The organism is Brevibacillus sp. NPDC058079 (assembly GCF_042885155.1).
Classification (GTDB): Bacteria; Bacillota; Bacilli; order Brevibacillales; family Brevibacillaceae; genus Brevibacillus.
The window spans coordinates 64,943-90,101 of the sequence record NZ_JBHVSO010000004.1 but is presented as its reverse complement, the minus strand read 5'-3'; the positions used below and the strand labels follow the sequence as shown (position 1 = coordinate 90,101).

The window sequence follows — 25,159 nt, the reverse complement described above, 5'->3', positions numbered from 1 at the left end:
ATCCTTACTTTTTTTAGACTACATGGAAGGAACTTTTCTTCCACTCGGTTGTTGCTTTGTGACTGAACGGTATTGTAGTTGCTTTCTTTGGAAGTGATTGTTCCCGATCAGGGCAAGGATCACGAGCAAGGTCCCGCACAATTCGTAACGGCTGATCTCATAGCCTTGAAACGCCATCATGGCAAAGGTCGTGATCGGAACCAGGTTGATAAACAAAATGCCGTTGAGCGGAGTGAGCAGCTTGATACCTGCATTCCAGCTCAAAAGAGCTACAAAGCCAGGTAAAAGAACCATGAACGCCATTTCGTATTTGATGGACATCACCGTTTCGACGGTAGGAACCGGAAGCCATTGAAAGAGGGAGGAAGTCGTGACAATCACGAAATTCACTCCTGTTCCTAAGAGACACGTCAACGTGGAGTAGCGAAGCGTAGACCACGTGTTAAAACGCCCGCCGCCGATCGAGTAGACCACCCAACCCACGACACCGATGAAAATGAAGAACAATGGAATAAAATGCTCACTTGCTGTAGTAAAGAAGGTAAGATTGCCATTGGTAATAACAAGGACAGCGCCGACCAAAGCTACGAGAATCGTCGCCAACGTATAGTACGGCGGCAGCTTTCTAGTGGTAATGGACAAAAGTATAATCGAGATCATTGGCATGAGCACTTCCATAATGGACGCTGCAATCGTGCCTGGCTCTCCCATCAAATCCTGCCCGAGAAATACTCCCATATTGTAGACGGTAAACGCCATTGTTCCAAAAAACAGCAGAGACTTCCCGCGCCCCTCAAAACGAAAAGCAGATAAGCCTTCTTTTGCCCAGAGCAAACCGCACAAAATGATTGTTACGAAAAAATAGCGAAGAAATGAGAAGTAAAATGGATCGATCTCTTGCAGTGCGATGTGCGCAACCGGAAACATCGCCCCCCATGACATACTGGCGACCATGCAGAAAATTGACCCCAAAAGTAGTTGCTTATTCATTATGCGATTTCTCCCTTTTGATATGTGTTCAAAAAGACATTTCTTTTTGAACTTTCTCTATGATGCTGACTTACCACATCATACTGGATGGAAATATGTTAGTATAATGATTGATAATAACTTTATGTATCATTTTCAGTGATAGATGGAATGAGGGGGAGAAACGTGGAGATCAATGATTTGAAAATATTCCAGATGGTCGCCACATTGGGTAGCGTGAGCAAGACCGCCGCCGAGTTGAGCTACGTTCAGTCGAATGTGACGGCGCGGATCAAGCTGTTGGAAAAAGAGCTGGGGACACCTTTGTTTTATCGCAACAAGCGAGGCATGACTTTGAATACAGAAGGGAAGCGCCTGCTCGAATATTCGCGAGAGATCATCGCCAAGTTCGAAGAAATGCAAAAGTACTTTCATCGGGCTTCCGAGCCGTCCGGGGTGCTGGAGGTTGGGATGGTCGAGACGATCAATGCCCTTCCGAGGTTGCTATCCTCGTATTGCAGCCAGTATCCGCATGTGGATATCTCTCTTAAGGCAGGTGTGACAGAGAATTTGCTGCAAAAAGTACTGGATCTCGCGCTGGATGGAGCGTTCGTGAGTGGACCGATCAACCATCCTTTGATCGAGCAGGAGCAAGTGTTTCAAGAGGAGCTGGTGTTGGTAACGAAAAACAGTTCCTTCACTGCCAGTGATATCACAGGGAAAGCTCTTTTGCTCTACAAGAAGGGCTGCGGGTATCGAGAACGGTTAGAGACCTGGATGAAGGTAGAGGGCTTGATTCCGAAAAAAGTGATGGAATTCGGAACGTTTGAGACAATTATCGGGGGCGTGGCAGCGGGGATCGGCATTACCATTTTACCGAAGTCGGCAGTACATCACTTGGTTGAGAGCGGAACGGTTCATATTCATCGCATCCCGGAGCCTTATCATGAGGTGACAACCGTCTTTATTCGCCGAAAAGATTCATTTGTAACGAACACGATGCAAGCGTTTCTGAACGAAATTCGTTTGCAGAAAACGAAAGCGTAAGTGCTGCAATTTCCTCTTCCATATGTCAGAAAAATATGGTAAATTTTATTTCAGAACAAACGTTCTATATTTTGCTGTGCAGAAGAAGGAGGGAGCGGCTCGATTGATGGACAGGTATACCGAAATTGACGAAGTGATCGCTTATATACATCGGCATTTAGACGAGCCGTTGCCGCTTTCCCGGTTGGCGAATCATGTTGCGTATAGCCAGTATCATTTTGCGCGGATTTTTAAAGAAAGAATCGGTCTCCCGCCTCTTTATTACGTATCGACCATGCGACTCCAAAGGGCAAAGGATTTACTGCTAAGGACGAATATGAGTGTTCGCGACATCGGTCTGGAAATTGGCCAGCAGAGCCTGGGGACGTTCTCTACCCGTTTTACGGAGCGTGTCGGGGTATCGCCTAGCGAATTTAGAGAAACCGCCCAACTAGCGGGAGACCGTCTCCTTTCCTTGCAGCAGTTGACAGAGTGGACTCGGTTACATCCGTCCCCCGAGCGACCGATGACCATCGCAGGAACAATCGAGTCCACGGAGCCTTTTCAAGGCGTCATTTTGATTGGATTGTTTGCCAAGCCGATTCCAGAAGGTCTTCCTCTATACGGAACATTGCTGCCCTCACTAGGCAATTTTTGTTTTACCAATGTCAAGCCGGGCACGTATTACTTGATGGCGACGTCTGTTGCCTGGGGCATGCAGGCGATGGATTTTCTCTTGCCGTACGAGACATTGCGCACACGTTCCAAGAAACCAATCATTGTCACACCAACTACGATCGTCCCTCATCAGCAAGTTACACTTCATGTGCCTCATCCGGACGACCCTCCCATCTTGATTTCTCTTTCTTTGCTCATGAACAGATTCATTCAGCGGCTTCCTCAATAAGAACAATAGTCCCTTGTCTCAAAATGGCGGTCTTTACGAATCAGCGGACTGCCTTTTCGTCATGCTTTGGTTAGAATGGAGCTTCTTGGGAAAGCCTACTATCACAATAGTCGAACTTTTTTCTGCGAGCAGGATATTGGACGAAAAAACGAAATGATAACTAGGCGCGAATATCATGCGCAAAAGAAAGGAAAGCAGGGAACGAGAATGTCAAAGCCTTACAAAAAAGTTTTTTGGGCAGCCGGTTTTGGCTGGATGTTCGATGCCATGGATGTTGCACTTTTATCTTTTATTATGGTGGCATTACGACAGGAATGGGGTTTGACAGGGGAAGAGGCCGGGCTACTAGGGACGGGCAATCTCGTCGGCATGGCGATTGGGGCGATTGTAGGTGGCTATTTGGCTGACCGAGTTGGCCGCAAGCCAGTGTTTTTGCTGACCTTGGTCTTGTTTGGCTTGGCGAGCTTTGCGAGCGCTTTCGCAACTGGTTTTGCGACCATGCTGCTATTCCGCTTCCTAATGGGACTAGGCTTGGGTGCCGAGCTGCCGGTAGCCTCGACGCTGGTAAACGAGTTTGCGCCACCGGAGAAGCGAGGAAGTACGGTTGTGCTGTTGGAGAGCTTTTGGGCAGTCGGTTGGATTGCAGCAGCAGTCATATCGTATTTCATCATTCCGGACTACGGCTGGCGCGTGGCTGTTATGATCGGGGCGTTGCCTGTCGTGTACGCCTTGTTTGCCCGGCGGAGCATTCCTGAATCTCCACAGTTTCAAAAGCAGGCCGAGAACATTCCTATTGCAACGCTGTTGACGTCCCATCGGACAGAGACGATTACGCTGTGGGTTGTCTGGTTTGCAATTGCGTTCTCGTACTACGGCATGTTTTTATGGATGCCATCTGTTTTGGTCGACAAAGGCTTTACGATGATCAAAAGCTTCCAGTACGTACTGATCATGACATTGGCCCAACTGCCAGGCTATTTCGCGGCAGCCTATTTCGTGGAAAAATGGGGACGGAAATGGACGCTGGCGACCTTCTTGTTCATGACCGGTGTGATGGCCTTCGCTTTTGGACAAAGCAGTGGCACCATGGAGCTGTTGGTGACGGGAGCCTTCTTGTCCTTCTTCAATCTGGGTGCTTGGGGTGCTTTGTACGCGTATACGCCGGAAAATTATCCGACACCGCTGCGCGCTACCGGTTCTGGTATGGCATCCGGTGTCGGAAGAATCGGCAGTATTATCGCGCCGTATCTCGTCGGTTACTACTCGTCACATCATTACAGCTACACATTCATTTTTAGTGTATTTACCGCAGTGCTGATCGTGGGAGCCATCGTCCTGCTCGTTTGCGGACGAGAAACGAAGGTGCTTGCTAATTCTGGCCCTCGTACAGGAGAAGTATAGCGCGAGCCTGCTCTGCGACCTCACGTTTCAGCTCTTGTGGCTCTAACACTTGAATGTGCGGGCCGAAGCTGAGCACCAGCGAACATGCTGATGCAAGTGTGTGAAATTCAACCTTTGCTTCCATCCAGTCGTCTGTTGCGGCTTGGGTGGAAGCTATTTTTATATAACGCTCCTGTTTTACAGCAGGCAACGTCTCTTTTTTGACTAGCAACCGGGCAGGATAACGTGGGAGGCTGGACTTGAAGTCCATTGTGGATTGTTCCCAATAAGAAGCGAGGTCGAAATCGCTTGGACGGATGAAGCCATCATCTAACAGCTGTGCATCCAACAGTCGTGAAATCCGGTACGTCCGCATGTCCTCGTCCACTTGGGCGACCAAATACCAAATGCTTCGCTTGGCGACGAGGCCGAGCGGGCAGACAATGCGCTCTACGGCTACATCCTCGCGCATGTAACGAATGAACAGCTTGCGGGAAAGCCATACGGCATCTTGAACCATGGATAAGAACGGAAACGTCTCCGTCGATTCATGCCAGCCAGCCCCATCGATATGAAGGAGCTGGCGTACGTGGATGGCGTCCTGCTGAACGGTTTTTGGCAGCGCGGACAACAGCTTGAGAAAAGCAGCTTCATAGTTTTCATGCAGCCCGAGATCATTCAACAAGGCAGCAGGGGAGGCTACGAGAAGTGATTGCAGCTCATCTATTTTCATTCCGGTCAAATTACTGCGATACCCTTCTGCCAGAGCCCAGCCCCCATCTGCACCGCGCAGCGCATAGACGGGAACGCCTGACGCACTCAAAGCTTCCATATCACGATGAACGGTTCGCTCGGACACCTCCAGCCTTTCTGCTAATTGCTTGGAAGTCATGCGACCGTGGTTTTGTAAGAGCAACAAGATCGTAAGAAGTCGATCTGCCCGCATAAGAAGCCCTCCTAGAAGTAAAAACAACATTACTTTGATTGTATCTTAACGAATATGACAGCGGTTGTCATATTTACTTCGTTATTCTTGATGTATGAATCGATAAGGAGGCATTACGAATGAAACCATTACAAGGCAAAGTAGCGGTGGTAGCAGGCGGCACAAGAGGAGCAGGTCGGGGGATCGCGGTCAGTCTGGGAGAAGCAGGGGCGACGGTATATGTGACGGGACGCACGGTGCGTGGTCAGCACTCTGATATGGCGCGACAGGAGACGATCGAAGAGACAGCAGAGCTCGTGACGGCAAGCGGCGGAATCGGGATCGCTGTGCGAGTCGATCATACGCAGGAAGAAGAGGTAAAAGCGTTCTTTGAGCGAGTAAAAGCGGAGCAAAATGGACAGCTCGATCTTTTGGTCAATGACATCTGGGGTGGAGATCCGTTGACTCACTGGGGGACGCCGTTCTGGGAGCAGCCATTGGCAGACGGCCTCTTGATGCAAGAGCGAGCCATTCGTACGCATATGATCACCAGTCATTATGCGGTTCCACTCATGGTGGCACAGAAAAAAGGGCTGATCATCGAGATTACGGACGGAATCGACTATCGGTACCGCGGCAATCTGTACTACAGCTTGGCAAAAATCTCGACGATTCATCTAGCTTCGTCGATGGCAGAGGACCTGCGCCCCCACGGGGTTACCGCGTTGGCATTAACACCGGGCTTCCTACGCTCAGAAGCGATGCTTGATCTTTTTTGCGTGACAGAAGAGACGTGGAGAGAGGCAGTTAAGCAAGATAAGCACTTCATCATGTCGGAAACACCTACGTACATCGGTCGAGCAGTGGTTGCGCTGGCTTCGGACCCGGCTGTCGCAGAAAAAACAGGGAAGACGGTCAGTACATGGGGCTTGTCGGACGAGTATCCTTTTAGGGATAGAGACGGTAGCCGCCCGCATTGGGGAAATTACGCAGAGGAACAAGGGTTTTACCGCTAGTTTCAGGGAACATACAAAACGGCTCCTCAGATTCATTCGAGGAGCCGTTTCTTAGATTGCATCCAGTACATTATCTTCCGTAATAGATGGAATCTCGTCTGACACAAACACGTTCTTATACTCGGTGTCGCTGACCCCACCAGTCGCTTTAAATAACTGATTGGGGGTATTTGGAAACCATCTCACTTGACCAACTTCTTCATCATAACCACCGTTGAGAAACAGAAGATACTCTCCTTCAGGAATTTCAGTCTGCTTATGATCCGCAATCGGAGCGATCTCTTTATCTTTATCAGGTTGATAACCTACGATGCGATACAGCTTGATCGTATCTCCTGCCTCAATCTGGTGATCGGTGAGGTTTTGAAACACATTGTCCACGGCTACTTCATACACATAGAATACGAGGGATTCGGTTTTTTCTTCTTTGTATGCTTTTGGAACGGTACCTTTCAAAATAACCATGGCGTCTTGGGTGATTTCTTCTGTGGATGAAAAAGTTTTCGATAATGCAAAACCACTCGAGGAGTGTGTGGATTCCTTCGTCGTGCAAGCAGAGCCGACCGCTAAAAGGAAAGCTGAAAGAGTGATGACACCAAACCATTTTTTCACGGGACACTCTCCTCACGTTTAGGCACTTATGCCAACGGCTGCGTATCCTTCTTTTTCACAAACCAGCGTTTCACATTGCCATTCAAAATCAGATGGGTGATCACTCCCGCAATTAAGCCCCAGAAAGCAGCACCGATTCCGCCAATGGAGATGCCGGAGATCGTGACGAGAAACGTAACCAAGGCGCATTCCCGTTCCTTCGCTTCGCTCATCGCCTGTGCGAGGCTGGAACTGAGCGAGGCAAACAGAGCCAAGCCAGCAATGACGGCAATCAATTCTTTGGGCAAGGCAGCGAACACCGAAGCCATTGTAGCGCCAAACATCCCGAAAAGTAAGTAAAAGCCGCCACAGGCAATTCCGGCAATGTAGCGCTTGGCATGATCCGGATGAGCTTCTTTTCCCGTGCAAATCGCAGCTGTAATCGCCGCGAGATTGATGCCTGGTGAACCAAAAGGAGCGAGCAATAGCGAAGCGATGCCAGTAGTTGTTACGAGCGGTCCAGCAGGTGTATCGTACCCGTCTGCTTTTAAGACGCTAATTCCTGGGGCATTCTGAGAGGCAAGCGCGACGATGCACAATGGAATCCCCAAGCCGATGATCGCATCGAGAGAAAACGTCGGCATCGTAAAGATGGGCTGGACGAGGGACATCTGGACATTGTCCATTTGCAAACGTCCCAAAAGAAAGGCGACACCCAAGCCGACGAAAAGCGTAAGAACGACAGCATACCGTGGAGACCAGCGCTTGGCGAACAGGTAGCAAAAGATCATCGGCAGAGCCAATGCAGGCAAGTGCTGCATGGAAACAAAGACTTCTACGCCAAAAGACAGGAGAATCCCCGCGAGCATGGCGGTCGTAATCGACTGCGGGACGTATTTCATTAAGACGGAAAACAAACCGGAAACACCGACGAGCGTAATGACCACGGCCGAAAAAATATACGCGCCAATCGCGTCGGGAAAGGAGTATACCGTCAAGCTGGTGACTAACAGAACGGCCCCCGGCGTCGACCAAGCCGTGATGATCGGGGTGCGAAACCAGATACTGAGCACAATGCACGTCAAGCCGCTCCCTATCGAGATGGCCCAAATCCAAGAGGCGAGGACTGCATCGCTGAGTCCGGCACCCTTGGCAGCTTGAAAGACGATCAGTAATGGTCCTGCATAGGAGACCATCGTGGCGATGAGTCCAACAATAACGGCAGATAGAGAGAAGTCAGCAGGGATTTTTTTCAGGGTCGAGAAAGGTTTTTCGGGTACCACGACGTGAATGCCTCCTAGATGCGCCAATGCAGACGTTATGCTTTTTCGTTCAAAATGTAGCGAATCGTCCGTTTGGTGATGTTTAATTTTTTGCTTAAAAGCTGTCTGTTTCCATTCGTTTCGGTCAAGCCCTTTTCGATAATCGTACGCCCGATCTCGCCTTCGAGCTGTTTAACCCGCTTGATTAAATAATCGAAGTCGATCCCGTCTACAGAGGTGACAAGGCGGAGTATCGTATCGACAAAGCGCTCGCATTCGTGATCGATAACTTGTTCTATCCGTTTGGGGACAGTGGGTGGATGCACCTGTACCGTGCGGCTCCGTAAATTCGCTGGCAAATGCTCGGCACGCAGTCGCTCACATTCGTGCAACGCGATGGTTTGATTCAGTACGTTGATCAGTTGGCGGACGTTGCCCGGCCAATCATAGCGCTGCAAGAGCTCGATGGCATCCTGGTCGATTTCGCACGGGCCTCCACTGCGCTTTTGCAAGTAGTAGTGCGCGATTGTGGGGATATCCTGAATCCGTTCGCGGAGAGGAGGAATCGATAGCTTGATCCCTTCCAGACGATACAACAGGTCACTGCGGAAACGATTCATCCCGACTTCATGCTCCAGATCGCGGTTGGTAGCAGAAATAAAGCGAATATTGCTCTGGCCGATCTGCTCGCCACCGACGCGCATGAACTCTCCTGTCTCTAGCGTACGCAAGAGCTTCACTTGGACGGAAGGGGGAGCCTCCCCGATCTCGTCAAGAAACAGCGTTCCGTTATGTGCCAGCTCGAACAAGCCTTTACGAGATTTGAGCGCTCCGGTAAAAGCGCCTTTTTCATAGCCGAACAGCTCACTTTCCAGCAAGGATTCCGGCACTGCCCCGCAGTTAAAAGCAACAAAAGGCTGCTGGGCGCGATTGCTTGCTCCATGGAGAAAACGGGCCATTAGCTCCTTGCCGGTACCCGTTTCTCCTTCAATGAGCACATGGATCGCCTTTTTTGCTAATTTTTTGGCAATTGCGCATACATTGGCCATCGGACTGTCAGATGAATACACGATACCATATTGGGCGGCTTCTTGGGATAGGTGATCACTTTGTTTGCTGGAAGAAGAGAGCACCGTGTCGATGACCTGCTCCAGACTGTCCAGATCGTCGAACGGCTTCTCCAAGTAATCGCGTGCGCCCCATTGCATCGCTGTCACAGCCGATTTAATCGTACTGAAGCCCGTCATGATCAAGACTTCGCAGGCGGGAAATACTGCCTTGATCTGTTTGAGCAGCGTCAATCCGTCGGCATCTGGCAGCTTCAGGTCCACGAGTGCAGCGTGAAAGCCGGTAGAATCCGAGTGAAGCAGCCGTTCCACGTCCTTGCCAGAATTGGCGACGACGATATCGCAGTCTTTTTTCTTGAGGAAATAGGTAAAAAAGGTAGTTACTTCTGTTTCATCATCCACAATCAAAATCCGTTTTTTCTCCATCGTTGCCCTCCTCGTCAGCTAACAGTGGCAAAAGCATCGTAAACTTGCTGTACTCTCCCTCCACGCTTTCGGCAAACAGCTTCCCGCCGTGTGCTTCTGCAATTCCAAGACTGACGGAAAGCCCGAGACCTGTCCCTTTTGTCCGTTCCTTCGTCGAGAAGAAGGGCTGAAAAATCTGCGAAAGCTGTTCTGCACAAATGCCTGTGCCGTTATCGTAAACGGATAAGCCTACGAAAGAGCTATTCTCCTCTTGTACGAGGAAGGAACGGATGACAATGTGTGGAGATTCCCTGCCTGCCACAGCGTCTCGTGCATTTAACAGGAGATTGATCACAATTTGCTCGATCTGATGACGACTTCCATGAAACAGCAGAGGAGGCTCGGACATTTCCCGGGTTATGGTCAAGCCGGAAACAGATAGCTGGTAGCCAATCAGCCCGAGTACGTCCTCCACGACTTCGTCAATAGAGGTGGTGGAAAACAAGTACTCTTCCTGCCGCGAGAAGGTGAGCAAGTTTTGAATGATCTTTTTGCAGCGCACCCCGCATTGATAGATGTCTTTCATCAAGGGAGACTCTGAGGCATCTGTCATCTCGCGCATGAGCAATTGAGAGTTTCCGAGGATGGCCGTGAGCGGACTGTTCAGCTCATGGGCAATGCCGGCAGCCATCTCGCCAATCGCCGCCATTTTTGCGGATTGAATCAGTTGGGCTTCGATTTTGATCTTTTCATTCACGTCTTGAAAAAGCAGGCTATTTTCTACGACGACACCGACATGGCTGGCGACTAGCTGGATCAATTCGACTTCGTCCCGATCGACTGGTTGCTTTGTTTGGCGTAAGAGTGTCAGAAAACCAAAGGTCTGATTCAATTGACTGCGCAGCGGAACAGAGGTGGCGTGATGCTCAGGCAGCACTTCGGCAAGCGTAAGATGAACCTGCCCGGTAAGCACAGGGGCTTCCACTGAAACGGTCTGTGTCAGCGTATGGCATTGCCAATCCCCGTCAGTCCACTTGGCGAGATAGGAGGAGAGCATGCCTCCCTTCACGATGGTCAGGGCAAAATGCTCGAATACGAGAATTTGCGAGAGCTGTGCGGCGATATAACTGGTTGTTTGTTGCCAGGTGGCGCTGATCTGAATTTGTGTCAGCTGGTTAATGACGGCGAGCTGCTTGTTTTTCTTTTTCATCTCCTCGATCAGATAGACGAGCTCACTGTAATAGCTTTTTCGCGAGGATTGAATTCCGGTCAATTTTTCCAAAATCTCTTGTTTGGTATGCATGACGAACCTCCTACAAGGCTTGGCGAAACAACGTCGCGACATCGTGGATGGTCATGTCACGGGGATTGGTCGTCATGCACACGTCCAGTACGGCGAGACTACTGAGCAGGTCGATTTGCTCTGGATGCAGCCCGATGGCCGACAACGATTGGGGCACCTCCAGATCGCTTACCAGCTCCTTGACCGCTTTGAGTGTGAGACGAGAGGCGGCATGTGTGCTCAAGCCCGCCGTGTTTTCCCCGAGGCATTCTGCGATTAGCCTGTATTTTTCCGGTGCTGCGATGTAGTTGTACTCGAGTACGTGGGGGAGCAGGATGGCATTCACCTCGCCATGCGGAGCGTCGAGGAATCCCCCGAGCTGATGGGACATGGCATGCACAGCACCAAGTATGGCGTTGGAAAAAGCGATTCCTGCTTGAAGACTCGCCATGGCCATCGCTTGCTTGGCCTCTGTATTGTATTGACTGGCGACAGATGGGCGCAAATGCTTGGCGATGAGACGCATGGCTTGCAGCGAATGCACCTCGGTAAGCGGCGTTGCAGCGAGCGAAATATACGATTCAATGGCATGTGTCAGCACATCTATGCCTGTATTGGCAGTGAGCAGCTTGTCTTTGGTCATCAAGGTTTGCGGGTCGATGATGGCGATATCGGGTATGAGTGACTTGGAGATGATCGCCATTTTCACCTTGCGTGTACTGTCTACAATGATGGAAAATTGCGAAACCTCCGAACCGGAGCCGGCTGTCGTCGGTACCATCACCATGGGAGGAAGGGGATGCTGGATATTGTCGACGCCTTCGTATTGGACGATGCTGCCCGCGTTGGTAGCCAACAGCGCGATAGCCTTGGCTGCATCGATCGCACTACCTCCACCGACACCGAGAATCGCATTGCATTCCTTGGCGCGATATTCGGCAATCCCGGCATGAATCTCGTAATCTTTCGGATTGGCTGTCACGTTGGTCCATAGATGGTAGTCGAGCTTTTGCTGCTGTAAGTAAGAGATGATCCGCTCGACCCAGCCTGCGTTTGCGACACCAGAATCACTGACAAGAAAGACGCGAGAAGCTCCCAATCGGCGCAAGCTTTCCCCTACCTGGCCGAGAGACTGGTTCCCGAAAATGATTTCCGGTGTCATGAACTTGGATATTTGCATGCGTTCGCCCCCTTTTTCCACTACGTAGTAATACCGCAGGCAAGGATGAATACCCTTTTTCGGCCAAAAGGTTGGCAAGCGGGCCGTTTTTTCGGCCCATGTGCCGCAATATCGGCTGCTTCGAAGAAAGGAAACGGCTAAATGATTGAATGGTTAGGCGCTTTCCTGTTGGCATACTGCTTGCAATTAGTAGGAGGCGGGAAGAACACCTGCCCTTTACGCACATGCCTGAAGGGGAAAAAAGAGGAGGAAGGTCAAGATGAAAGCAGCAGTAGTCAACGAGTTCCATCAAAAGCTGGAAGTAAAGGAAGTCGCCATTCCAGAGGTCGGACACGGTGAGGTTCTGGTAAAAATCAAAACGTGTGGTGTCTGCCATACGGACCTGCATGCGGCACACGGGGATTGGCCTGTGAAGCCAAAGCTGCCTTTGATTCCTGGACATGAGGGTGTAGGTGTTGTCGAAAAGCTGGGGGAAGGTGTTACCTTGCTGAAAATTGGTGATCGTGTAGGCATTCCGTGGTTATTCTCCGCTTGCGGTGAATGCGACTACTGCCTGACAGGCTGGGAGACACTGTGCATGCAACAGTTAAACGGGGGCTATTCCGCTGACGGTGCCTATGCTGAATATTGCGTAGCGCCTGCTGCTTACGTGGCACGCATTCCTGATGAGCTGGGCGATGTGGAAGCAGCGCCGATCCTGTGCGCAGGGGTAACCACTTATAAAGCATTGAAGGTAGCAAACGTGAAGCCGGGTGAATGGGTTGCGATCTACGGCATCGGCGGCTTGGGACATGTGGCTCTCCAATATGCCAAGGCGATGGGCTACAACGTCGTAGCGGTCGATATTCACAAGGAAAAGCTGGACTTGGCAAAAGAACTAGGGGCAGATGTGACAGTAAACGGCAGTGAGGTTGATCCGGTACAAGCTATTCAAGAGCAGGTGGGCGGTGTCCACAGTGCGATCAGCGTGGCAGTCACCAAGAAGGCATTTGAACAAGCATACAAATCCGTTCGACGCGGTGGTTCTCTAGTCGTTGTTGGCTTGCCGAATGCAGAGTTGCCCATCCCGATTTTTGACACGGTGTTGAATGGCGTGACGGTGAAAGGCTCCATTGTGGGGACGCGCAAGGATATGCAAGAAGCACTTGATTTTGCAGCACGTGGCAAGGTTCGCGCGATCATCGAGACGCAGCCGCTTGATCAGATCAACGAAGTATTGGAGCGTTTGGAAAAAGGTCAAATTAATGGCCGGGTTGTTTTGACGATGGAGTAGTCGAGGGATATGTGAAGCTGTTGTCGGGCTATGCTTTTCTGGAGCATGGTCCTGGCTACAGCTTTTTTTATGAAAGGAGCTGTTGTGGGGGGAAGAAGCGAATTTCCAGTCTCCGCTTCAGCCTACGCGGCTTTTCTTTTTTGATTGTAAATCTAAGAGGGCGAGAGATTCATTTCTACTAGAACACTTATTGTTGAGCAAACGCTTGCATGCTAAGAAAAGCTTTTTGCATAATGGTAGTAGCACCAAATCAGTAAAAAAGTGTAATCTATTTAAAAAATGATTCAAATCGATTATATCATTCGTGGGTTATTGTGCTATCATATCCATAAAAAGGAATCATCAGGAGGGTGTATTTGCTGTGATTTCAGAGGGAAAAACCTTTGGGGGCATATTACGAGTATATCGAAATAGAGCAAACTTAACACTGACTGAGTTATCAGAAAGAACAGGTGTAGCTTCTGGAACCATTAGTAAGATAGAATCCGATGCTTTTACTTTACCAAATATGCAGCATGTAATGAAACTGGCAAAAGTACTGGATATTCCACTTTATACAGCGATCGTACCCTATTTACATAAAATTAAGCGCGAAGCGACACTTCGGACTCTATTAGAGGCCGTGATGCAAGAGAAGAATGTGGTTCTTACCAACAAAGTAGCTTTGCAATTGCTAAATTGTCCCAAAAGCAATACATTTCTTTCTTTAGACTATCTGTATCAAACGGCAGGAACGGAAGGGAATGAAGAACTGCGCTTGGCTCTTTATGACGTGATCTGTGACTACTCACGTGAGCATGGAATTCCTCTGTACCTGGCAAGATCGCTTTTCCAACGATATATGATTCGACGTGAAAATCTAAGCCAATTAGATCAAACCTATGTAGAGGGCAAGGAGCTATTACACTACACGTCCTATCTGCATATCAATGAGCGAGTTTTGACCTACTATAAATTCTCCTTCCATGCATTGCGTCTTGGATTTTATTCAGATTGTATTCATCTGTGTAAACAAGGACTTGAAATCGACCATAGTCAGAGTGAGCAAAAAGCAGCAGCGATCCTTGCGATCATCATTTCCTATTTTGAGCTGGAAGACTACACATTGGGACATTTTTATCTGGAGAGATACGAAATGTTCGATTATCCCGAAGTACATAAACATGCCAGACATATTCGGGGGAAACTATACGGAAAGACAGGGAAATTTGATAAGGCCATTCCAGTATTACAAGAATGTCTTGCGCAGCAATCACAAGATGACAAGATTGTGATCGCGAATGATTTGTTGGAGATTTATATACAGGTAGGAGAAGAAGCGAAAATCCGAGAACTATTTTTGGCAGAAGCAGCTATCTTGCCGAAGAGTCTCACTACTCCGAATCAATACAATCAATTGGGACTGTATTTTCGAACGAAGGGCATCTTTTGCATTCAAAATAATGAAGTAGACTTAGGAATCGAGAGTCTTGTGGAAAGCGTGAATCACTATCGCGCAATCAATGAGATAAAACAAGCAGATAAGAGTCTTAGCGTTCTTTTTGAATTCTATGTGTCACAGAAAAAAAATCTTCCATTTGATATACTCCATAAATTGGTAAACGTGTATAATGGAAGTAATCATAGAACCAAACAGGAGGTATAGGTCATGAAGAAATGGATATTGTCTTTGTGTATGTTAACCGCCTTCATTACATTACCAGTTTTAGTAGAACAACCAGCCAAGCAAACAACTTCGATTATACAATATGGTTGGCCGGAGCCTTGGTAATCATCTGAACAATACGATCAATGCCCTCCAATTGGAGGGCATTTGTTTTACTTGCCAAACTGACCACAACAGTCGGAAGACAACATTTTTACTTGAGTAATTCGTTATAATTAATTATAACTAGTTATATATAGTTATAATTGGTATGGGGGTAGCGGATGCAGATGGTGACGACGACGATGGTCAATTCGCAAAAATTATGGATGGTGGTTAAGCGGATGGAGCCTCATTTGATCCGCAATCAGGCCAATATGGAGAAGCTTTTGAAAATGCTGATGATCCACGATGTCGCCTCCGTCTCAGGGTCCTCCTTTCGCGGACTGCGAATAGACGATGTTTCGAATGGCGATATCAAAGAGCTTTGGAGCGAGTTCGAAAGCAATGAGACGTATGAAGCGAAAGTCGCCCATGCCATTATTCGTCTGATCGACCAAATAGAAATCGAAGTCTAGTCGACTACCATATGCTGTGTCCCGTGCGGACTGGCTATGGTAGTTTTTTTCTGCTTTCGCACACAATGGGCGCATGTGCCATAGGCTGATGGTAGCTTTTTTGCTGAGGTGATACACATGAGACGCCTGGATAATCAGCCAGATTTTATCGGTGCCCTTCTAAGTATGATCCTTGGAGTCTGCATATCGTTCGAGGCCTATCGTCTGGAGGCATTTTCGACGTCGTTGTACGTAGGGGATCACACGCTGCCTGCGATTCTTGGCTTAGTGTTTTTCATGCTCGGAGGTGTGCTGCTAGTTCAATCATTCCGTGTGACGGAGGAAGCCTCTTCGCCAAATCCTGGACCGCTTCTTCTTGGAAAAAGGCTGCGCCTGCTGCTTTGCTTTTTATTCCTGTTACTGTATGTCTGGCTGCTCGGCGCGATCGGTTACACAATGGCTACGCTCTTTGTCTCCTTTGCATTTTTTATACTGATCGGCAGTTACCGGTGGCGCACGTCCATTGTGTACTCCGTCCTTTTGACAGGGGGTCTGTATGTGGTGTTCATCTACTCGCTGCATATCACACTGCCTGGAGGAGATTTGTTTTAGAGCACGCATTTTTAGGAGGTGCTGATCATCGAGACGTTCCAACTATTACTGGCTGGTTTTGCTTCAGCCCTCACCCCGGAGCATTTGCTCATGGCAGCACTCGGCGCTCTTATTGGCACCTTTGTAGGTGTATTGCCCGGTCTCGGTCCCACTTCTGCCATCGCGATTCTGCTTCCGGTGACAGCCGTACTGGAGCCGACACAAGGCATGATCATGTTGGCAGGTATTTATTACGGTGCCATGTACGGTGGCTCGACGACGGCGATTCTGCTCAATATCCCTGGGGAGCTATCGTCAGTCCCCACGTGTCTGGATGGCTATCCGCTCGCGAAAAAAGGGAGAGGTGGGCCGGCATTGGGGATATCCGCACTGGCTTCGTTTGGTGCAGGGGTACTCGGGGTAATCGGCCTCGTTTTTTTCGCTCCCATTCTGGCAGATCAAGCGTTAAAATTCGGACCGCCTGAATATTTTGCGCTGATGATTCTGGCTCTCACGCTGATGGTCAGTTTATCAGGAGGATCATTGGTCAAATCGTTTTTGATGGGGGCATTCGGCTATTCGCTCGCTCTAGTTGGGCTGGGACCATCCTCTGGCATGCCGCGCTTTGATTACGGCGTCCCAGCATTGGTCGGCGGTTTTGACATGATTAGCATCATCATCGGGTTGTTTGCGATTACGGAAGTCCTCAAAGGGATTGATGAAAAACGCACAGCTACCCTGATTGGCAAGCCAGGTAGTGTCTACCCGAAAAAGGAAGACTTGAGAGTAAGTGCCGGGCCTATGCTGAGGGGCGGGATTATCGGCTTTTTTCTTGGATTGCTGCCTGGCTGTTCGGCTGCGATCACGTCGTTTTTGGCGTACGATATGGAAAAAAAGCTATCGAAGCATCCCGAGAAGTTCGGTCAGGGAACGATCGAAGGGGTGGCGGCACCAGAAGCAGCGAATAATGCGACCAGCAGTGCGGGCTTCATCCCGCTGTTTTCGCTCGGGATTCCCTCTTCACCGCCATTGGCGATTTTGTTGGCAGGCTTGATGATCTACGGATTGACGCCAGGCCCTGTTTTGTTTGAACAAAATGCGGGCTTTGTCTGGACGGTCATCGCCTCGATGTTCGTGGGAAATGCGATGCTTCTCGTGCTGAACCTCCCGATGGTATGGGTGTGGGTCAAATTGACGAGGGTACCATATGGCATCATGGCTCCGATCATCCTAATGTTCTGCACGATTGGGGCATACAGTGTGCGGAACAGCATGTTTGATGTGTGGGTAGCGTTTTTGTTTGGCGGACTTGGGTATGTTTTTTCCAAATATAAATGGCCAGTTGTTCCGCTGGTTTTGTGCTTTATTTTGGGACCTCTTCTGGAAGAATCCTTCATTCAAACGATGGCGATGGGCTCAGGTGATCTCAGCATTGTTTTGTTTCGGCCTTTATCGTTGACCATCTTGCTGGCAGCAGGAGCACTCTTGATCATCTCCATGATGTTGAACCGCCGGACACAGCAACGTCTGAAAGAAGAGCGAGACCGGGGAGTAGATGTCGCGTAGGGAGGAAGAGTCATTGAAAGGGTATAAACAATGGGCGGCTGTCATGATGTCGTTGCTTTTGGCGGCAGCCGTTAGCGCATGTGGAAATCAAGGTACCGAGTCGGCCTATCCATCGAAGCAGGTGGAGTATATCGTGCCGTATTCTGCCGGGGGCGGAGTCGATCTCGTGGCCAGAGCAGCAGCTGATTATTTGAGCAAGGAATGGGGGCAGCCCATCGTCGTCGTCAACAAGGCGGGAGGTGGTGGGGCAGTTGGAGCGGAGTATGCTCTAAAACAAGCCAAAAACGATGGTTACACAGCGCTTGCTGTCAATGTATCCAATACGACGATGCTCGCTGCTGGGATGAAAACGCCGCCGATTACAAACGAGGATCAAGTCTATACGACCAGGATTGGCAAAGGAACGCTTGCTTTTGCAGTAAAAGCCGACGCGCCTTGGAAAGATTTCGCCGAATTTTCCACGTGGGTGCGCGCAAATCCGGAGCAGTTAACATGGACTTCTGTAGGGCCAGCAGGTTTTTCCGCTTTTGGGGTAGCAGAGTGGTTGGATGCGATCGGAGCTGACTTCGCCAAGACGAGAATGATCGTGACAAAAGGCGCCTCCGATTCCGTTCCAAAAGTCGCTGGAGGGCACGCGATTTTGGCGGTGCATACAGTGGGGGAGATCATGCCGATGCTGCAAGCGGGCAAGGTCAAAATCCTTGCCGTATCCGGTGACACGCGAAGTCAGTTCCTGCCTGGCATCCCTACTGCGGAGGAGCAAGGGATTCAAGGGTTGTCGGTTTTTTGGTGGACGGGAGTGTCTTTTGCCAAAGGAACGCCAGAGTCGGTTATTCGCAAATGGGAAGAAGCGATTGCCAAGATGGAAAAGGACCCAGCCTTTTTGCAAAAGCTGAGTGAAATCCAGGTGGAGCCGGCCTATGCGGCCAGTGAAGCATTTACGAAGGAAACAAAGGCAGAAACGACGTACTACTTGGAATTGGCGACCAAGAAGGGTATTCGAAAATAGGGGCGACGAAGGAAAAAAAGGAGAATGGCCTGTAGCCGTTCTCCTTTTCCATCTATCTATTTAGGTATCCGTTTTTCGTACCTGAATTTATAAAAACCACTCACTACGTTCGGCTCAGTCTCGCCGATCTTTTTGTAACCGCATTTCTCGTAAAAGTGCTGGTTGCGTACGGCTTCATAGCCGGTATCGAGCGTCCACTTCTTGATGTGTGGATAGGCGGCCTCCATGAACTGCATGGTTTGGCTTCCGATACGCAAGTTTTGCTTATCAGGATCGACATAGATGATCCCCAGCTCCAAATGCTCATGATCGACTGGAATGAGGCAAAAACCGCCAACGATCTGGTCATCCAGCAAGATCGTATAGTAATGGGCCTTTTGCATGAACAAAATGTGCTGGTCAGGCTGGTCATGTCCGGCAGGGCCCTCTCCGTACTTTTGGACTTCTTCTGCGAAGCAGCGAGTGGCAATTTGGGTGAGTTGCTCCGCGTTCGCGGGGACAGCTTTTTTGAAAAAAACCATAGGACTCATGAGATCATCTCCAGTTCGTCTGACTACTTCGAAATTGGTGTATGTATGATTAGCAAAATTCTCCTATATAGCAGACGGATGAACCCACAGAATGGTTACCCACTTATTTTTCTCATGAAGCTCTCCAACGGTCCCCTCTCGAACCAACGTCTCCATACAAGTGTGAGTACAATGGAAAAGAGGAAGAAGCCTATGGCGTAGAGGATTGCAAAAGCGAGCGTTTGATCTTTGAATCGACCAATCAAGGCGAGGAAGCCGAGCCCGACAATGATATGGCTGACCATGGAAATGAATGTTGGAGATGGATAAGCACAACTGTCCTTTGCCCGGACACAGATGTCTCATACCTGTCTGGATTTGAGAAGGTCTAGAGTTCTTATCACTTGTAAAAACCACGTGCCACAAGAGGGGACTCGATTGGTATCCAACTTGCAGAGCTTTTTTCTGAATGCGGATGCAATTGTAGAGGAAGGGAGAGAATGGCTTGGATATGCGGGAAGTGGTTGCCATTGTAACGGGTGGTGCTTCCGGTTTGGGAGAAGCCGCTGTGAGGAATGTAGTTCAACACGGGGGAAAAGTAGCCATTCTTGATTTGACGGTGGAGAAGGGGCAAGCGCTGGCGAATGAGCTGGGGCGCGAAAATGCTTTGTTCGTGCATACGGATGTCATGAGTGAGGCGAGTGTGCGGGAGGCAATCGATCAGGCTGCTGGCACATTTGGTACGATTCACGCCGTGGTCAACTGTGCGGGGATCGGTTTGGCACAGAAAACGCTGTCGCGAAGCGGTCCACATTCACTGGAATCCTTCAGCAAAGTCATTTCAGTCAATCTGATCGGTACTTTTAATGTCATTCGGTTGGCGGTGGAGCAAATGGCAGGAAACGAGCCGAACCAACAGGGGGAGCGAGGTGTCATCATCAATACCGCATCGGTGGCGGCTTTTGAAGGGCAGGTGGGGCAGGTTGCTTACAGCGCCTCCAAGGGCGGAATCGTAAGCATGACGCTGCCGCTAGCAAGAGACCTGGCTTCGTATGGCATACGTGTGATGGCGATTGCTCCAGGGCTATTTGACACGCCGATGTTCGATCAGCTCCCGCGCTCTGAAAAAACGGCGTTGGGTGCGACTGTTCCTTTTCCTCCTCGCATGGGTGATCCGCTAGAATACGCGATGCTCGTGAACAGCATCATCACCAATCCGATGTTGAATGGAGAAACGATCCGGCTGGATGGGGCAATCAGGATGGCACCGAAATAGAGAAGCCGTGTTGACAGAAAAATAGTTAGGTGCCATACTATATCCATGACAAACCATTCAAACGGAAGAAAACAAGAAGACGCGATCCCATCGCTTGTTCAATCGCAGCGCCAGATTGATCGATATGGACTCGATGTTGATGCGCAAGCTGTACTCGTTGCCGCCAGGCTGATGGAGGCAGGAGCCAAGCTTGGGCATGCGGCCGAAATACATTTTGCCAGATTTGGCTTATCTACGGGACGATATCGGTTATTGGCAGACCTTGAAGATAACGGTGGGGAAGTGCTACCGTCACAACTGGCAGAGCATCTGGGGGTAACACGTGCTACTGTTACTGGTCTGATCGACATCCTGGAGCGCGATGGCCTTGTTTCACGACGAGCGAGTTCAAAAGATGGCAGGCAAAAATCGGTCATTTTAACGGAGCTCGGGGCAAGCAAGCTGCGTGAAATGGCGCCTGAGCACTTTGCGAGATTGGAAGCGATGGTCGGATTGCTCAATACCCAGGAGCGCAGTGTGTTTCTCGACCTGCTTGGCCGCGTGACACAAGGCATCTCGGCACTGACAGACGAATAGTAAGCAGGAAAGCGGGCTAGGCAGCTAGCCCATTTTCATCCACATATAGTTAGGTTCCTAATTGTTTTTCTGGAAAGGGGAAAGGAGGTGAAAAACATGCATGACCCTGCAAAATCGGAAGGTGTTTATCCAATCAAGAGGGCACGTTCCGAACGAAAATCGTTTATTGTATGGCGAGAAGTCATCATGGCTTATTTGTCTCCTGCGATCATGGCGAGCATAGGAGGATGGATCACCGCTGACAAAGGGCTGCAAATAGGGGCATTGACCACGATTGGCGGAACATCCGCATTGATTGCCGCACTACTTGGGCGATGGTTACAGAGTCATGGTATACATAAACGCTGGGTCACCCGTACGCCTCATTTGGCGTTGGTAGCGGTTATGGGGATGACAATGGCAGTGATTGGTCTATTGGCAGCATGGTTAACAACGGAGTTACTCGTCATCTTTGCTCCCGGTGAATCGTTGGCTTGGCTAAGTCGTGTCTGGATCGACTTCCCGCTATCAGCGATAATCGCCAGCACGTTAATCACATGGCGGTGGCGTAGTGCCATCAACCATGATTATCAAAATAGGAATTACGGAGGAGAGAGAAAATGATCGTAGTCATGGGAGCAACAGGAACCATAGGTAGTGCACTTTTGAAACGATTGATAGAGCTTGGTGTCCCAACCCGGGCATTGAGCAGAACGCCGGAAAAACTTCAGATGCTAATGGGAGAGCGGGCAGCATCTACGGTGGAAGTCGCAGCAGCGGAAGCTTCTGACCCTGAATCGTTGCGCCGAGCGTTTGCAGGGGCGAATCAGCTCTTCCTTTCCCTTTCAAACAGTCCCAATCAGGTTGAGCTGGAATCATCGATGATTCGCATAGCAGCTGAGGCTGGGATCCAACACATCGTGAAAATATCCAGTCCAGCCTACGACGAAAAGGCGCCAGTCGCCGTAGCGGGATGGCACCAGGAAATCGAGAGCGCTTTATCAGAATCGAGTATGAAAAGTACCGTGCTGCGACCGTACGCCTTTATGCAAAATCTGCTCCGCTTCGCATCGACGATCCAGTCGCAACATGTTTTCTTCGGCACGATGGGCGAAACAGCATGCAATTTTATCGATTGCCGGGATATCGCCGATGTTGCCGCAGAGGTATTGACCCATCCCGAAAAGGCAGGTCGTGTATACACACTGACGGGTTCTGAGGTTTTCAGCTATCCGCAAATTGCGAGCAAGCTGTCCGAGCTGCTCGACCGCCATATCACGTACATCAACAAGGATAGCGAAGCACTCCGACATGATCTGATGGAGTACGGAAACATGCCGGAGTGGCTCGCCAGTCATGTCGTTGAAATTCAAGCTATGTCAGTAGCGATCCTAGAAAAGCCGACAGACGATGTAGGGCGCGTCCTCGGCAGAGAGCCTCGCAAGCTGGACGCTTTTCTGCATGAACATATTGAAAAGTTCCGTTAATCAACAGGGCTATTTTCTAACAGCGAAATTTCTTGAGCTTTCAAAAGAGCTTGTGTGCGATTGGTGACACCGAGTTTGCCATAGATCCGATGCAAATACACCTTGACTGTCCCGAGCGTATTCCCTAGCTCATCGGCAATCTTCTTGTTAGATGCTCCTTCGGCCAGCATGGAAAGGATAATCATTTCCTTTCCAGTTAACGGCTCGATTAAAGGAGCTTTTCTTTTTTCCATTTTCTTGGGGAAAAGGGATAGCAGTTGATTGACATACGCAGCTGATACGGACGGAACTGGTTGTTGGGATCGTTTTCTCAATCGTAGTTGGTAATCGTGCAAAAGGTGTGACATCGCCGTTCCCTCGTCCAGAAAGCTACGGACGTAGCAGTTGTTTCCGCCAATCAAGAGTGCTTCGTGGAGGAAAGCCAGCGCTTCTTTTTTGTTGCCGCACTGCTGGTGGGCGAGTGCTTGCAGAATGGCGATATCTACCTGACTGATCAATAGCTCCTCACGAATGCTGGATGGCTTTAGGATCGCTAAAATACGCAAGGCTTCCTGTTCCTGCCGCTCGGCGAGCAGCAAACGGACATAGGTCAAAACCTCTAATTCTCTCTGGATGCTTGGTTGATTCAAAATGGAAGGGGGGAGCTTGGACAACTCCACTTTCGCCAAAGCGATGTCGCCTTCTTGGATCGCGATGAGTGCGAGAAAGGCTTGTAACGGGCTGAACCAATACGAAGCACCCCAGCTCGCGAGCATTTCTACTGTCTCCGAAACGATTTTGCGGGCCGCGACAAAATTCCCCTCTACCAGCTTGATTTTGGCGGATGTCAGGACATAAGGGACGAGTAGGCCAGGAATTTGCTTGTGCAGGGCAACGTAGCGAACGCGCTGCAGATAATCAAGGCTCTCTTCCAGCCTGTTTTCCTCATAAAACCCCTCCGCTAATGCCTGAACGACATACAAGTTGATCAAGGAATCCTTCCATCCATTTGCTTCGAGTATGTCAGAGAACTGATTGCCTACAACCTCTGTCTGCTCGGACAGGATGCCTTTTAACCCGAATCTCGTACGCCGAATAAATGGTTCTGTCGTGTTGTAATTAAAGTGGTAAAACAACGGACTTTCAGGCAACCCTCCGCTAAGCTGTGAAGAACTGGCGATCCAGCGATCAAAATCCATAGTGGCGAACACCAAATTCGCTCGGACAAAAAACAGACCGCTCAAAAACTGCCGATGCTCTGTTGAGTCTTCTATGGACGGAATCGTTTGCTCCAATTCAGTGAGGGCCACCTCCGCCCTATCTATTTGAACGCAGGTAACCAAGAGGAACGTATAGATCAGACGAAAAAGTGGTGAAAAATAATTCGCGTGATCAGGGATGCTGTCCAGCGTTCTGAGAAAGCTGGAAAACTCGCCGCGTTGGAGCAGTACCTGAGTATGTTGCTCCAATAATCTTACAGCCAACGGGTAATCGGCAGCGGCAATCGCATGATCGATCGCTTCGTCCATTATTCCACGCTCCGCATAGCTCTCACTGGCTAGCCGGTGCAGCTCACGTGCTTCTCCGGGAGCTGTCTGCTCCAATTGACTGCGCAAAAAATCGGCAAACAAATGATGGTACCGATACCACGTCCCGTAATCATCCAGCGGGATTAAGAAAATGTTTTGGCGGTGCAAGTTGGTTAGCATTTGTTGGCATTGGGGCAGGCCAGTCAGAGCGTGGCACACGTGAGCGTCCATTCTCACCAGCACAGAGGTTTTGAGCAAGAAGCCGCGCTCCTCTTCTGGGAGTCGCATGATCACTTCATGAAACAAATACTCCGAAATATTGCGATGAGAGCCAGTGAATCCGGCAAAAAATTGATCGTAGTTCTCCATATTCACGAGTGAAATGGCAGCGAGCTGCAAGCCGGCGACCCAGCCCTCCGTGCTTTTCACCAGCTGCTCGATTTGCATTTCGGTCAGAGGTAAATCGTGAACCTGCCGGTAAAAGCTGTCCGTCTCTTGATGACTGAAAAGAAATTGTCCCGACTCAATGTGACATACTTCATGACGTACGTTCCATTTGACTGTAGAAAAAGGCAACGTGTTGCGACTGGCGATGTACAAATGGACGTGGCTCGGGACATATTCCAAAAAATAAGCGAGACTGTTGTGAATCGTCTCATCCGAGATCACGTGGTAGTCATCGAGAATGATAGCAAGGGGCTGTGTCGTAGAAGCAAGTTCATTGAGCAGGGAATCGATGAAGGTAAAGATCGAGGTATGACTGGTCGCCTTCATGGCTGGTTCCATTCGTTCGGAGAGTTCTGTGAAGTCAGATGCAGATAGCGTAAATACGATGTATCTCCAAAAGCGAATCAGGTCATTATCCATCTCATCGAGTGAGAGCCATACAGTGGTACCGCCGTACTGATGCGCCCATTGACTGAGCAAGGTCGTTTTTCCATAACCGGCTGGGGCGTATAACGTGGTCAGTCGGCATTGCAGACCAGCGTCCATTTTTTGCAGCAGTCGGCTCCTATGAACGCTATTTGACCGAACGGCGGGCATTGCTGTTTTGGTTTTCAGCATAATGGAATGATGGAGCATGTTTGTACCGTCCTATGTATTAGAATCTTATTTGACCATTATACTTGGTATCGGCAAAAATCGACATTTGAAAAAAGAAAGAATCTTTTG

25 protein-coding genes are annotated in these 25,159 nt (G+C 49.6%); 15 read left to right on the top strand and 10 right to left on the bottom strand.

Annotated elements, in window-relative coordinates:
• Positions 1 to 18 precede the first annotated feature (18 nt).
• On the bottom strand, positions 19 to 990 hold the full coding sequence (locus tag ACFVS2_RS13600) for a DMT family transporter (RefSeq protein ID WP_390234689.1): 972 nt from the start codon (positions 988 to 990) through the stop codon (positions 19 to 21).
• A gap of 165 nt (positions 991 to 1,155) precedes the next feature.
• Here ACFVS2_RS13600 and ACFVS2_RS13595 point away from each other — a divergent pair, with 165 nt between their 5' ends.
• From ACFVS2_RS13595 to ACFVS2_RS13585, 3 genes are all read left to right on the top strand, one after another.
• Positions 1,156 to 2,016 carry a LysR family transcriptional regulator gene (locus tag ACFVS2_RS13595; RefSeq protein WP_144612636.1) on the top strand — a complete coding sequence of 287 codons (861 nt, stop codon included), beginning with the start codon at positions 1,156 to 1,158 and terminating at the stop codon, positions 2,014 to 2,016.
• 106 nt (positions 2,017 to 2,122) lie between these two features.
• Positions 2,123 to 2,902, top strand: a complete 780-nt coding sequence (locus ACFVS2_RS13590) for a helix-turn-helix domain-containing protein (RefSeq protein WP_390234687.1) — start codon at positions 2,123 to 2,125, stop codon at positions 2,900 to 2,902.
• Between the two features lie 207 nt (positions 2,903 to 3,109).
• Positions 3,110 to 4,303, top strand: coding sequence for an MFS transporter (locus tag ACFVS2_RS13585; protein ID WP_173620560.1), 1,194 nt, complete (start codon positions 3,110 to 3,112; stop codon positions 4,301 to 4,303).
• Here ACFVS2_RS13585 and ACFVS2_RS13580 read toward each other — a convergent pair.
• The gene (locus tag ACFVS2_RS13580) at positions 4,272 to 5,228 is read right to left on the bottom strand and encodes a helix-turn-helix transcriptional regulator (RefSeq protein ID WP_390234685.1); all 957 of its coding nucleotides are present in this window, start codon (positions 5,226 to 5,228) and stop codon (positions 4,272 to 4,274) included. The genes ACFVS2_RS13585 and ACFVS2_RS13580 overlap by 32 nt on opposite strands.
• A gap of 119 nt (positions 5,229 to 5,347) precedes the next feature.
• Here ACFVS2_RS13580 and ACFVS2_RS13575 point away from each other — a divergent pair, with 119 nt between their 5' ends.
• Positions 5,348 to 6,223 carry an SDR family oxidoreductase gene (locus ACFVS2_RS13575; protein WP_390234683.1) on the top strand — a complete coding sequence of 292 codons (876 nt, stop codon included), beginning with the start codon at positions 5,348 to 5,350 and terminating at the stop codon, positions 6,221 to 6,223.
• Between the two features lie 51 nt (positions 6,224 to 6,274).
• On the opposite strand, the gene ACFVS2_RS13570 is transcribed toward ACFVS2_RS13575, so the two are convergent.
• The 5 genes from ACFVS2_RS13570 to ACFVS2_RS13550 are packed head-to-tail and all read right to left on the bottom strand — an operon-like array spanning position 6,275 to position 12,010.
• Positions 6,275 to 6,835: a hypothetical protein gene (locus ACFVS2_RS13570; protein WP_390234681.1), complete on the bottom strand. Its 561-nt coding sequence runs from the start codon at positions 6,833 to 6,835 to the stop codon at positions 6,275 to 6,277.
• Between the two features lie 26 nt (positions 6,836 to 6,861).
• Positions 6,862 to 8,097 carry a benzoate/H(+) symporter BenE family transporter gene (locus tag ACFVS2_RS13565; protein ID WP_390234678.1) on the bottom strand — a complete coding sequence of 412 codons (1,236 nt, stop codon included), beginning with the start codon at positions 8,095 to 8,097 and terminating at the stop codon, positions 6,862 to 6,864.
• A 35-nt stretch (positions 8,098 to 8,132) separates the two neighbouring features.
• The gene (locus tag ACFVS2_RS13560) at positions 8,133 to 9,569 is read right to left on the bottom strand and encodes a sigma-54-dependent transcriptional regulator (protein ID WP_390234675.1); all 1,437 of its coding nucleotides are present in this window, start codon (positions 9,567 to 9,569) and stop codon (positions 8,133 to 8,135) included.
• Positions 9,538 to 10,851, bottom strand: coding sequence for an ATP-binding protein (locus ACFVS2_RS13555; protein ID WP_390234673.1), 1,314 nt, complete (start codon positions 10,849 to 10,851; stop codon positions 9,538 to 9,540). The genes ACFVS2_RS13560 and ACFVS2_RS13555 overlap by 32 nt, the downstream gene beginning before the upstream one ends.
• Positions 10,852 to 10,861: 10 nt before the next feature.
• The gene (locus ACFVS2_RS13550) at positions 10,862 to 12,010 is read right to left on the bottom strand and encodes an iron-containing alcohol dehydrogenase (protein WP_390234670.1); all 1,149 of its coding nucleotides are present in this window, start codon (positions 12,008 to 12,010) and stop codon (positions 10,862 to 10,864) included.
• A 259-nt stretch (positions 12,011 to 12,269) separates the two neighbouring features.
• On the opposite strand from ACFVS2_RS13550, the gene adhP reads away from it, so the two are divergent.
• The 7 genes from adhP (at position 12,270) to ACFVS2_RS13515 (ending at position 18,651) form a co-directional block, all read left to right on the top strand.
• On the top strand, positions 12,270 to 13,283 hold the full coding sequence (gene adhP / locus ACFVS2_RS13545; RefSeq protein ID WP_390234667.1) for an alcohol dehydrogenase AdhP: 1,014 nt from the start codon (positions 12,270 to 12,272) through the stop codon (positions 13,281 to 13,283).
• A 361-nt stretch (positions 13,284 to 13,644) separates the two neighbouring features.
• Positions 13,645 to 14,928: a helix-turn-helix domain-containing protein gene (locus tag ACFVS2_RS13540; protein ID WP_173620551.1), complete on the top strand. Its 1,284-nt coding sequence runs from the start codon at positions 13,645 to 13,647 to the stop codon at positions 14,926 to 14,928.
• 3 nt (positions 14,929 to 14,931) lie between these two features.
• Positions 14,932 to 15,054, top strand: coding sequence for a hypothetical protein (locus tag ACFVS2_RS13535; protein ID WP_255653922.1), 123 nt, complete (start codon positions 14,932 to 14,934; stop codon positions 15,052 to 15,054).
• A 158-nt stretch (positions 15,055 to 15,212) separates the two neighbouring features.
• Positions 15,213 to 15,506 carry an HD domain-containing protein gene (locus ACFVS2_RS13530; protein ID WP_390234664.1) on the top strand — a complete coding sequence of 98 codons (294 nt, stop codon included), beginning with the start codon at positions 15,213 to 15,215 and terminating at the stop codon, positions 15,504 to 15,506.
• 117 nt (positions 15,507 to 15,623) lie between these two features.
• Entirely contained in the window at positions 15,624 to 16,097 is a 474-nt protein-coding gene (locus ACFVS2_RS13525; protein WP_390234661.1) for a tripartite tricarboxylate transporter TctB family protein, read from the top strand.
• A gap of 18 nt (positions 16,098 to 16,115) precedes the next feature.
• On the top strand, positions 16,116 to 17,642 hold the full coding sequence (locus ACFVS2_RS13520; protein WP_173620548.1) for a tripartite tricarboxylate transporter permease: 1,527 nt from the start codon (positions 16,116 to 16,118) through the stop codon (positions 17,640 to 17,642).
• Positions 17,632 to 18,651, top strand: a complete 1,020-nt coding sequence (locus tag ACFVS2_RS13515) for a tripartite tricarboxylate transporter substrate binding protein (RefSeq protein WP_390234659.1) — start codon at positions 17,632 to 17,634, stop codon at positions 18,649 to 18,651. Before ACFVS2_RS13520 ends, ACFVS2_RS13515 begins: the two co-directional genes overlap by 11 nt.
• 56 nt (positions 18,652 to 18,707) lie before the next feature.
• Here ACFVS2_RS13515 and ACFVS2_RS13510 read toward each other — a convergent pair whose 3' ends face one another.
• Together ACFVS2_RS13510 and ACFVS2_RS13505 are read right to left on the bottom strand one after the other, a co-directional pair.
• Positions 18,708 to 19,181: a GNAT family N-acetyltransferase gene (locus ACFVS2_RS13510; protein ID WP_173620546.1), complete on the bottom strand. Its 474-nt coding sequence runs from the start codon at positions 19,179 to 19,181 to the stop codon at positions 18,708 to 18,710.
• 95 nt (positions 19,182 to 19,276) lie between these two features.
• Complete coding sequence (locus ACFVS2_RS13505; protein ID WP_390234655.1) at positions 19,277 to 19,465, bottom strand: DUF418 domain-containing protein; 189 nt, start codon at positions 19,463 to 19,465, stop codon at positions 19,277 to 19,279.
• A gap of 200 nt (positions 19,466 to 19,665) precedes the next feature.
• Here ACFVS2_RS13505 and ACFVS2_RS13500 point away from each other — a divergent pair, with 200 nt between their 5' ends.
• The 4 genes from ACFVS2_RS13500 to ACFVS2_RS13485 all read left to right on the top strand — a co-directional run bounded on the left by ACFVS2_RS13500 (position 19,666) and on the right by ACFVS2_RS13485 (position 22,478).
• A complete protein-coding gene (locus tag ACFVS2_RS13500) occupies positions 19,666 to 20,436 on the top strand; it encodes a 3-hydroxyacyl-CoA dehydrogenase (RefSeq protein WP_390234653.1) in 771 nt (256 codons plus the stop codon).
• A gap of 45 nt (positions 20,437 to 20,481) precedes the next feature.
• Positions 20,482 to 21,012 (top strand): MarR family winged helix-turn-helix transcriptional regulator, encoded by a 531-nt coding sequence (locus tag ACFVS2_RS13495; protein ID WP_390234650.1) that lies wholly within the window; start codon positions 20,482 to 20,484, stop codon positions 21,010 to 21,012.
• Positions 21,013 to 21,108: 96 nt separating this feature from the next.
• The gene (locus tag ACFVS2_RS13490; RefSeq protein ID WP_390234647.1) at positions 21,109 to 21,615 is read left to right on the top strand and encodes a hypothetical protein; all 507 of its coding nucleotides are present in this window, start codon (positions 21,109 to 21,111) and stop codon (positions 21,613 to 21,615) included.
• Entirely contained in the window at positions 21,612 to 22,478 is an 867-nt protein-coding gene (locus ACFVS2_RS13485; RefSeq protein ID WP_390234645.1) for an SDR family oxidoreductase, read from the top strand. Before ACFVS2_RS13490 ends, ACFVS2_RS13485 begins: the two co-directional genes overlap by 4 nt.
• Here the strand turns inward: ACFVS2_RS13485 and ACFVS2_RS13480 are convergent.
• Positions 22,475 to 25,069, bottom strand: a complete 2,595-nt coding sequence (locus ACFVS2_RS13480) for a winged helix-turn-helix domain-containing protein (RefSeq protein WP_390234643.1) — start codon at positions 25,067 to 25,069, stop codon at positions 22,475 to 22,477. The genes ACFVS2_RS13485 and ACFVS2_RS13480 overlap by 4 nt on opposite strands.
• Positions 25,070 to 25,159 lie beyond the last annotated feature (90 nt).

Excerpts from the sequence above, each read along its gene's own strand:
- ACFVS2_RS13490 (WP_390234647.1), top strand. The coding sequence starts at position 21,109 with ATGCATGACCCTGCAAAATCGGAAGGTGTTTATCCAATCAAGAGGGCA.
- ACFVS2_RS13515 (WP_390234659.1), top strand. The coding sequence starts at position 17,632 with ATGTCGCGTAGGGAGGAAGAGTCATTGAAAGGGTATAAACAATGGGCG.
- ACFVS2_RS13555 (WP_390234673.1), bottom strand. The coding sequence starts at position 10,851 with ATGCATACCAAACAAGAGATTTTGGAAAAATTGACCGGAATTCAATCC.
- ACFVS2_RS13525 (WP_390234661.1), top strand. The coding sequence starts at position 15,624 with ATGAGACGCCTGGATAATCAGCCAGATTTTATCGGTGCCCTTCTAAGT.
- ACFVS2_RS13495 (WP_390234650.1), top strand. The coding sequence starts at position 20,482 with ATGACAAACCATTCAAACGGAAGAAAACAAGAAGACGCGATCCCATCG.
- ACFVS2_RS13580 (WP_390234685.1), bottom strand. The coding sequence starts at position 5,228 with ATGCGGGCAGATCGACTTCTTACGATCTTGTTGCTCTTACAAAACCAC.
- ACFVS2_RS13530 (WP_390234664.1), top strand. The coding sequence starts at position 15,213 with ATGCAGATGGTGACGACGACGATGGTCAATTCGCAAAAATTATGGATG.
- ACFVS2_RS13560 (WP_390234675.1), bottom strand. The coding sequence starts at position 9,569 with ATGGAGAAAAAACGGATTTTGATTGTGGATGATGAAACAGAAGTAACT.
- ACFVS2_RS13550 (WP_390234670.1), bottom strand. The coding sequence starts at position 12,010 with ATGCAAATATCCAAGTTCATGACACCGGAAATCATTTTCGGGAACCAG.
- ACFVS2_RS13600 (WP_390234689.1), bottom strand. The coding sequence starts at position 990 with ATGAATAAGCAACTACTTTTGGGGTCAATTTTCTGCATGGTCGCCAGT.
- ACFVS2_RS13485 (WP_390234645.1), top strand. The coding sequence starts at position 21,612 with ATGATCGTAGTCATGGGAGCAACAGGAACCATAGGTAGTGCACTTTTG.
- adhP (WP_390234667.1), top strand. The coding sequence starts at position 12,270 with ATGAAAGCAGCAGTAGTCAACGAGTTCCATCAAAAGCTGGAAGTAAAG.
- ACFVS2_RS13575 (WP_390234683.1), top strand. The coding sequence starts at position 5,348 with ATGAAACCATTACAAGGCAAAGTAGCGGTGGTAGCAGGCGGCACAAGA.
- ACFVS2_RS13480 (WP_390234643.1), bottom strand. The coding sequence starts at position 25,069 with ATGCTCCATCATTCCATTATGCTGAAAACCAAAACAGCAATGCCCGCC.
- ACFVS2_RS13590 (WP_390234687.1), top strand. The coding sequence starts at position 2,123 with ATGGACAGGTATACCGAAATTGACGAAGTGATCGCTTATATACATCGG.
- ACFVS2_RS13505 (WP_390234655.1), bottom strand. The coding sequence starts at position 19,465 with ATGGTCAGCCATATCATTGTCGGGCTCGGCTTCCTCGCCTTGATTGGT.
- ACFVS2_RS13535 (WP_255653922.1), top strand. The coding sequence starts at position 14,932 with ATGAAGAAATGGATATTGTCTTTGTGTATGTTAACCGCCTTCATTACA.
- ACFVS2_RS13510 (WP_173620546.1), bottom strand. The coding sequence starts at position 19,181 with ATGAGTCCTATGGTTTTTTTCAAAAAAGCTGTCCCCGCGAACGCGGAG.
- ACFVS2_RS13585 (WP_173620560.1), top strand. The coding sequence starts at position 3,110 with ATGTCAAAGCCTTACAAAAAAGTTTTTTGGGCAGCCGGTTTTGGCTGG.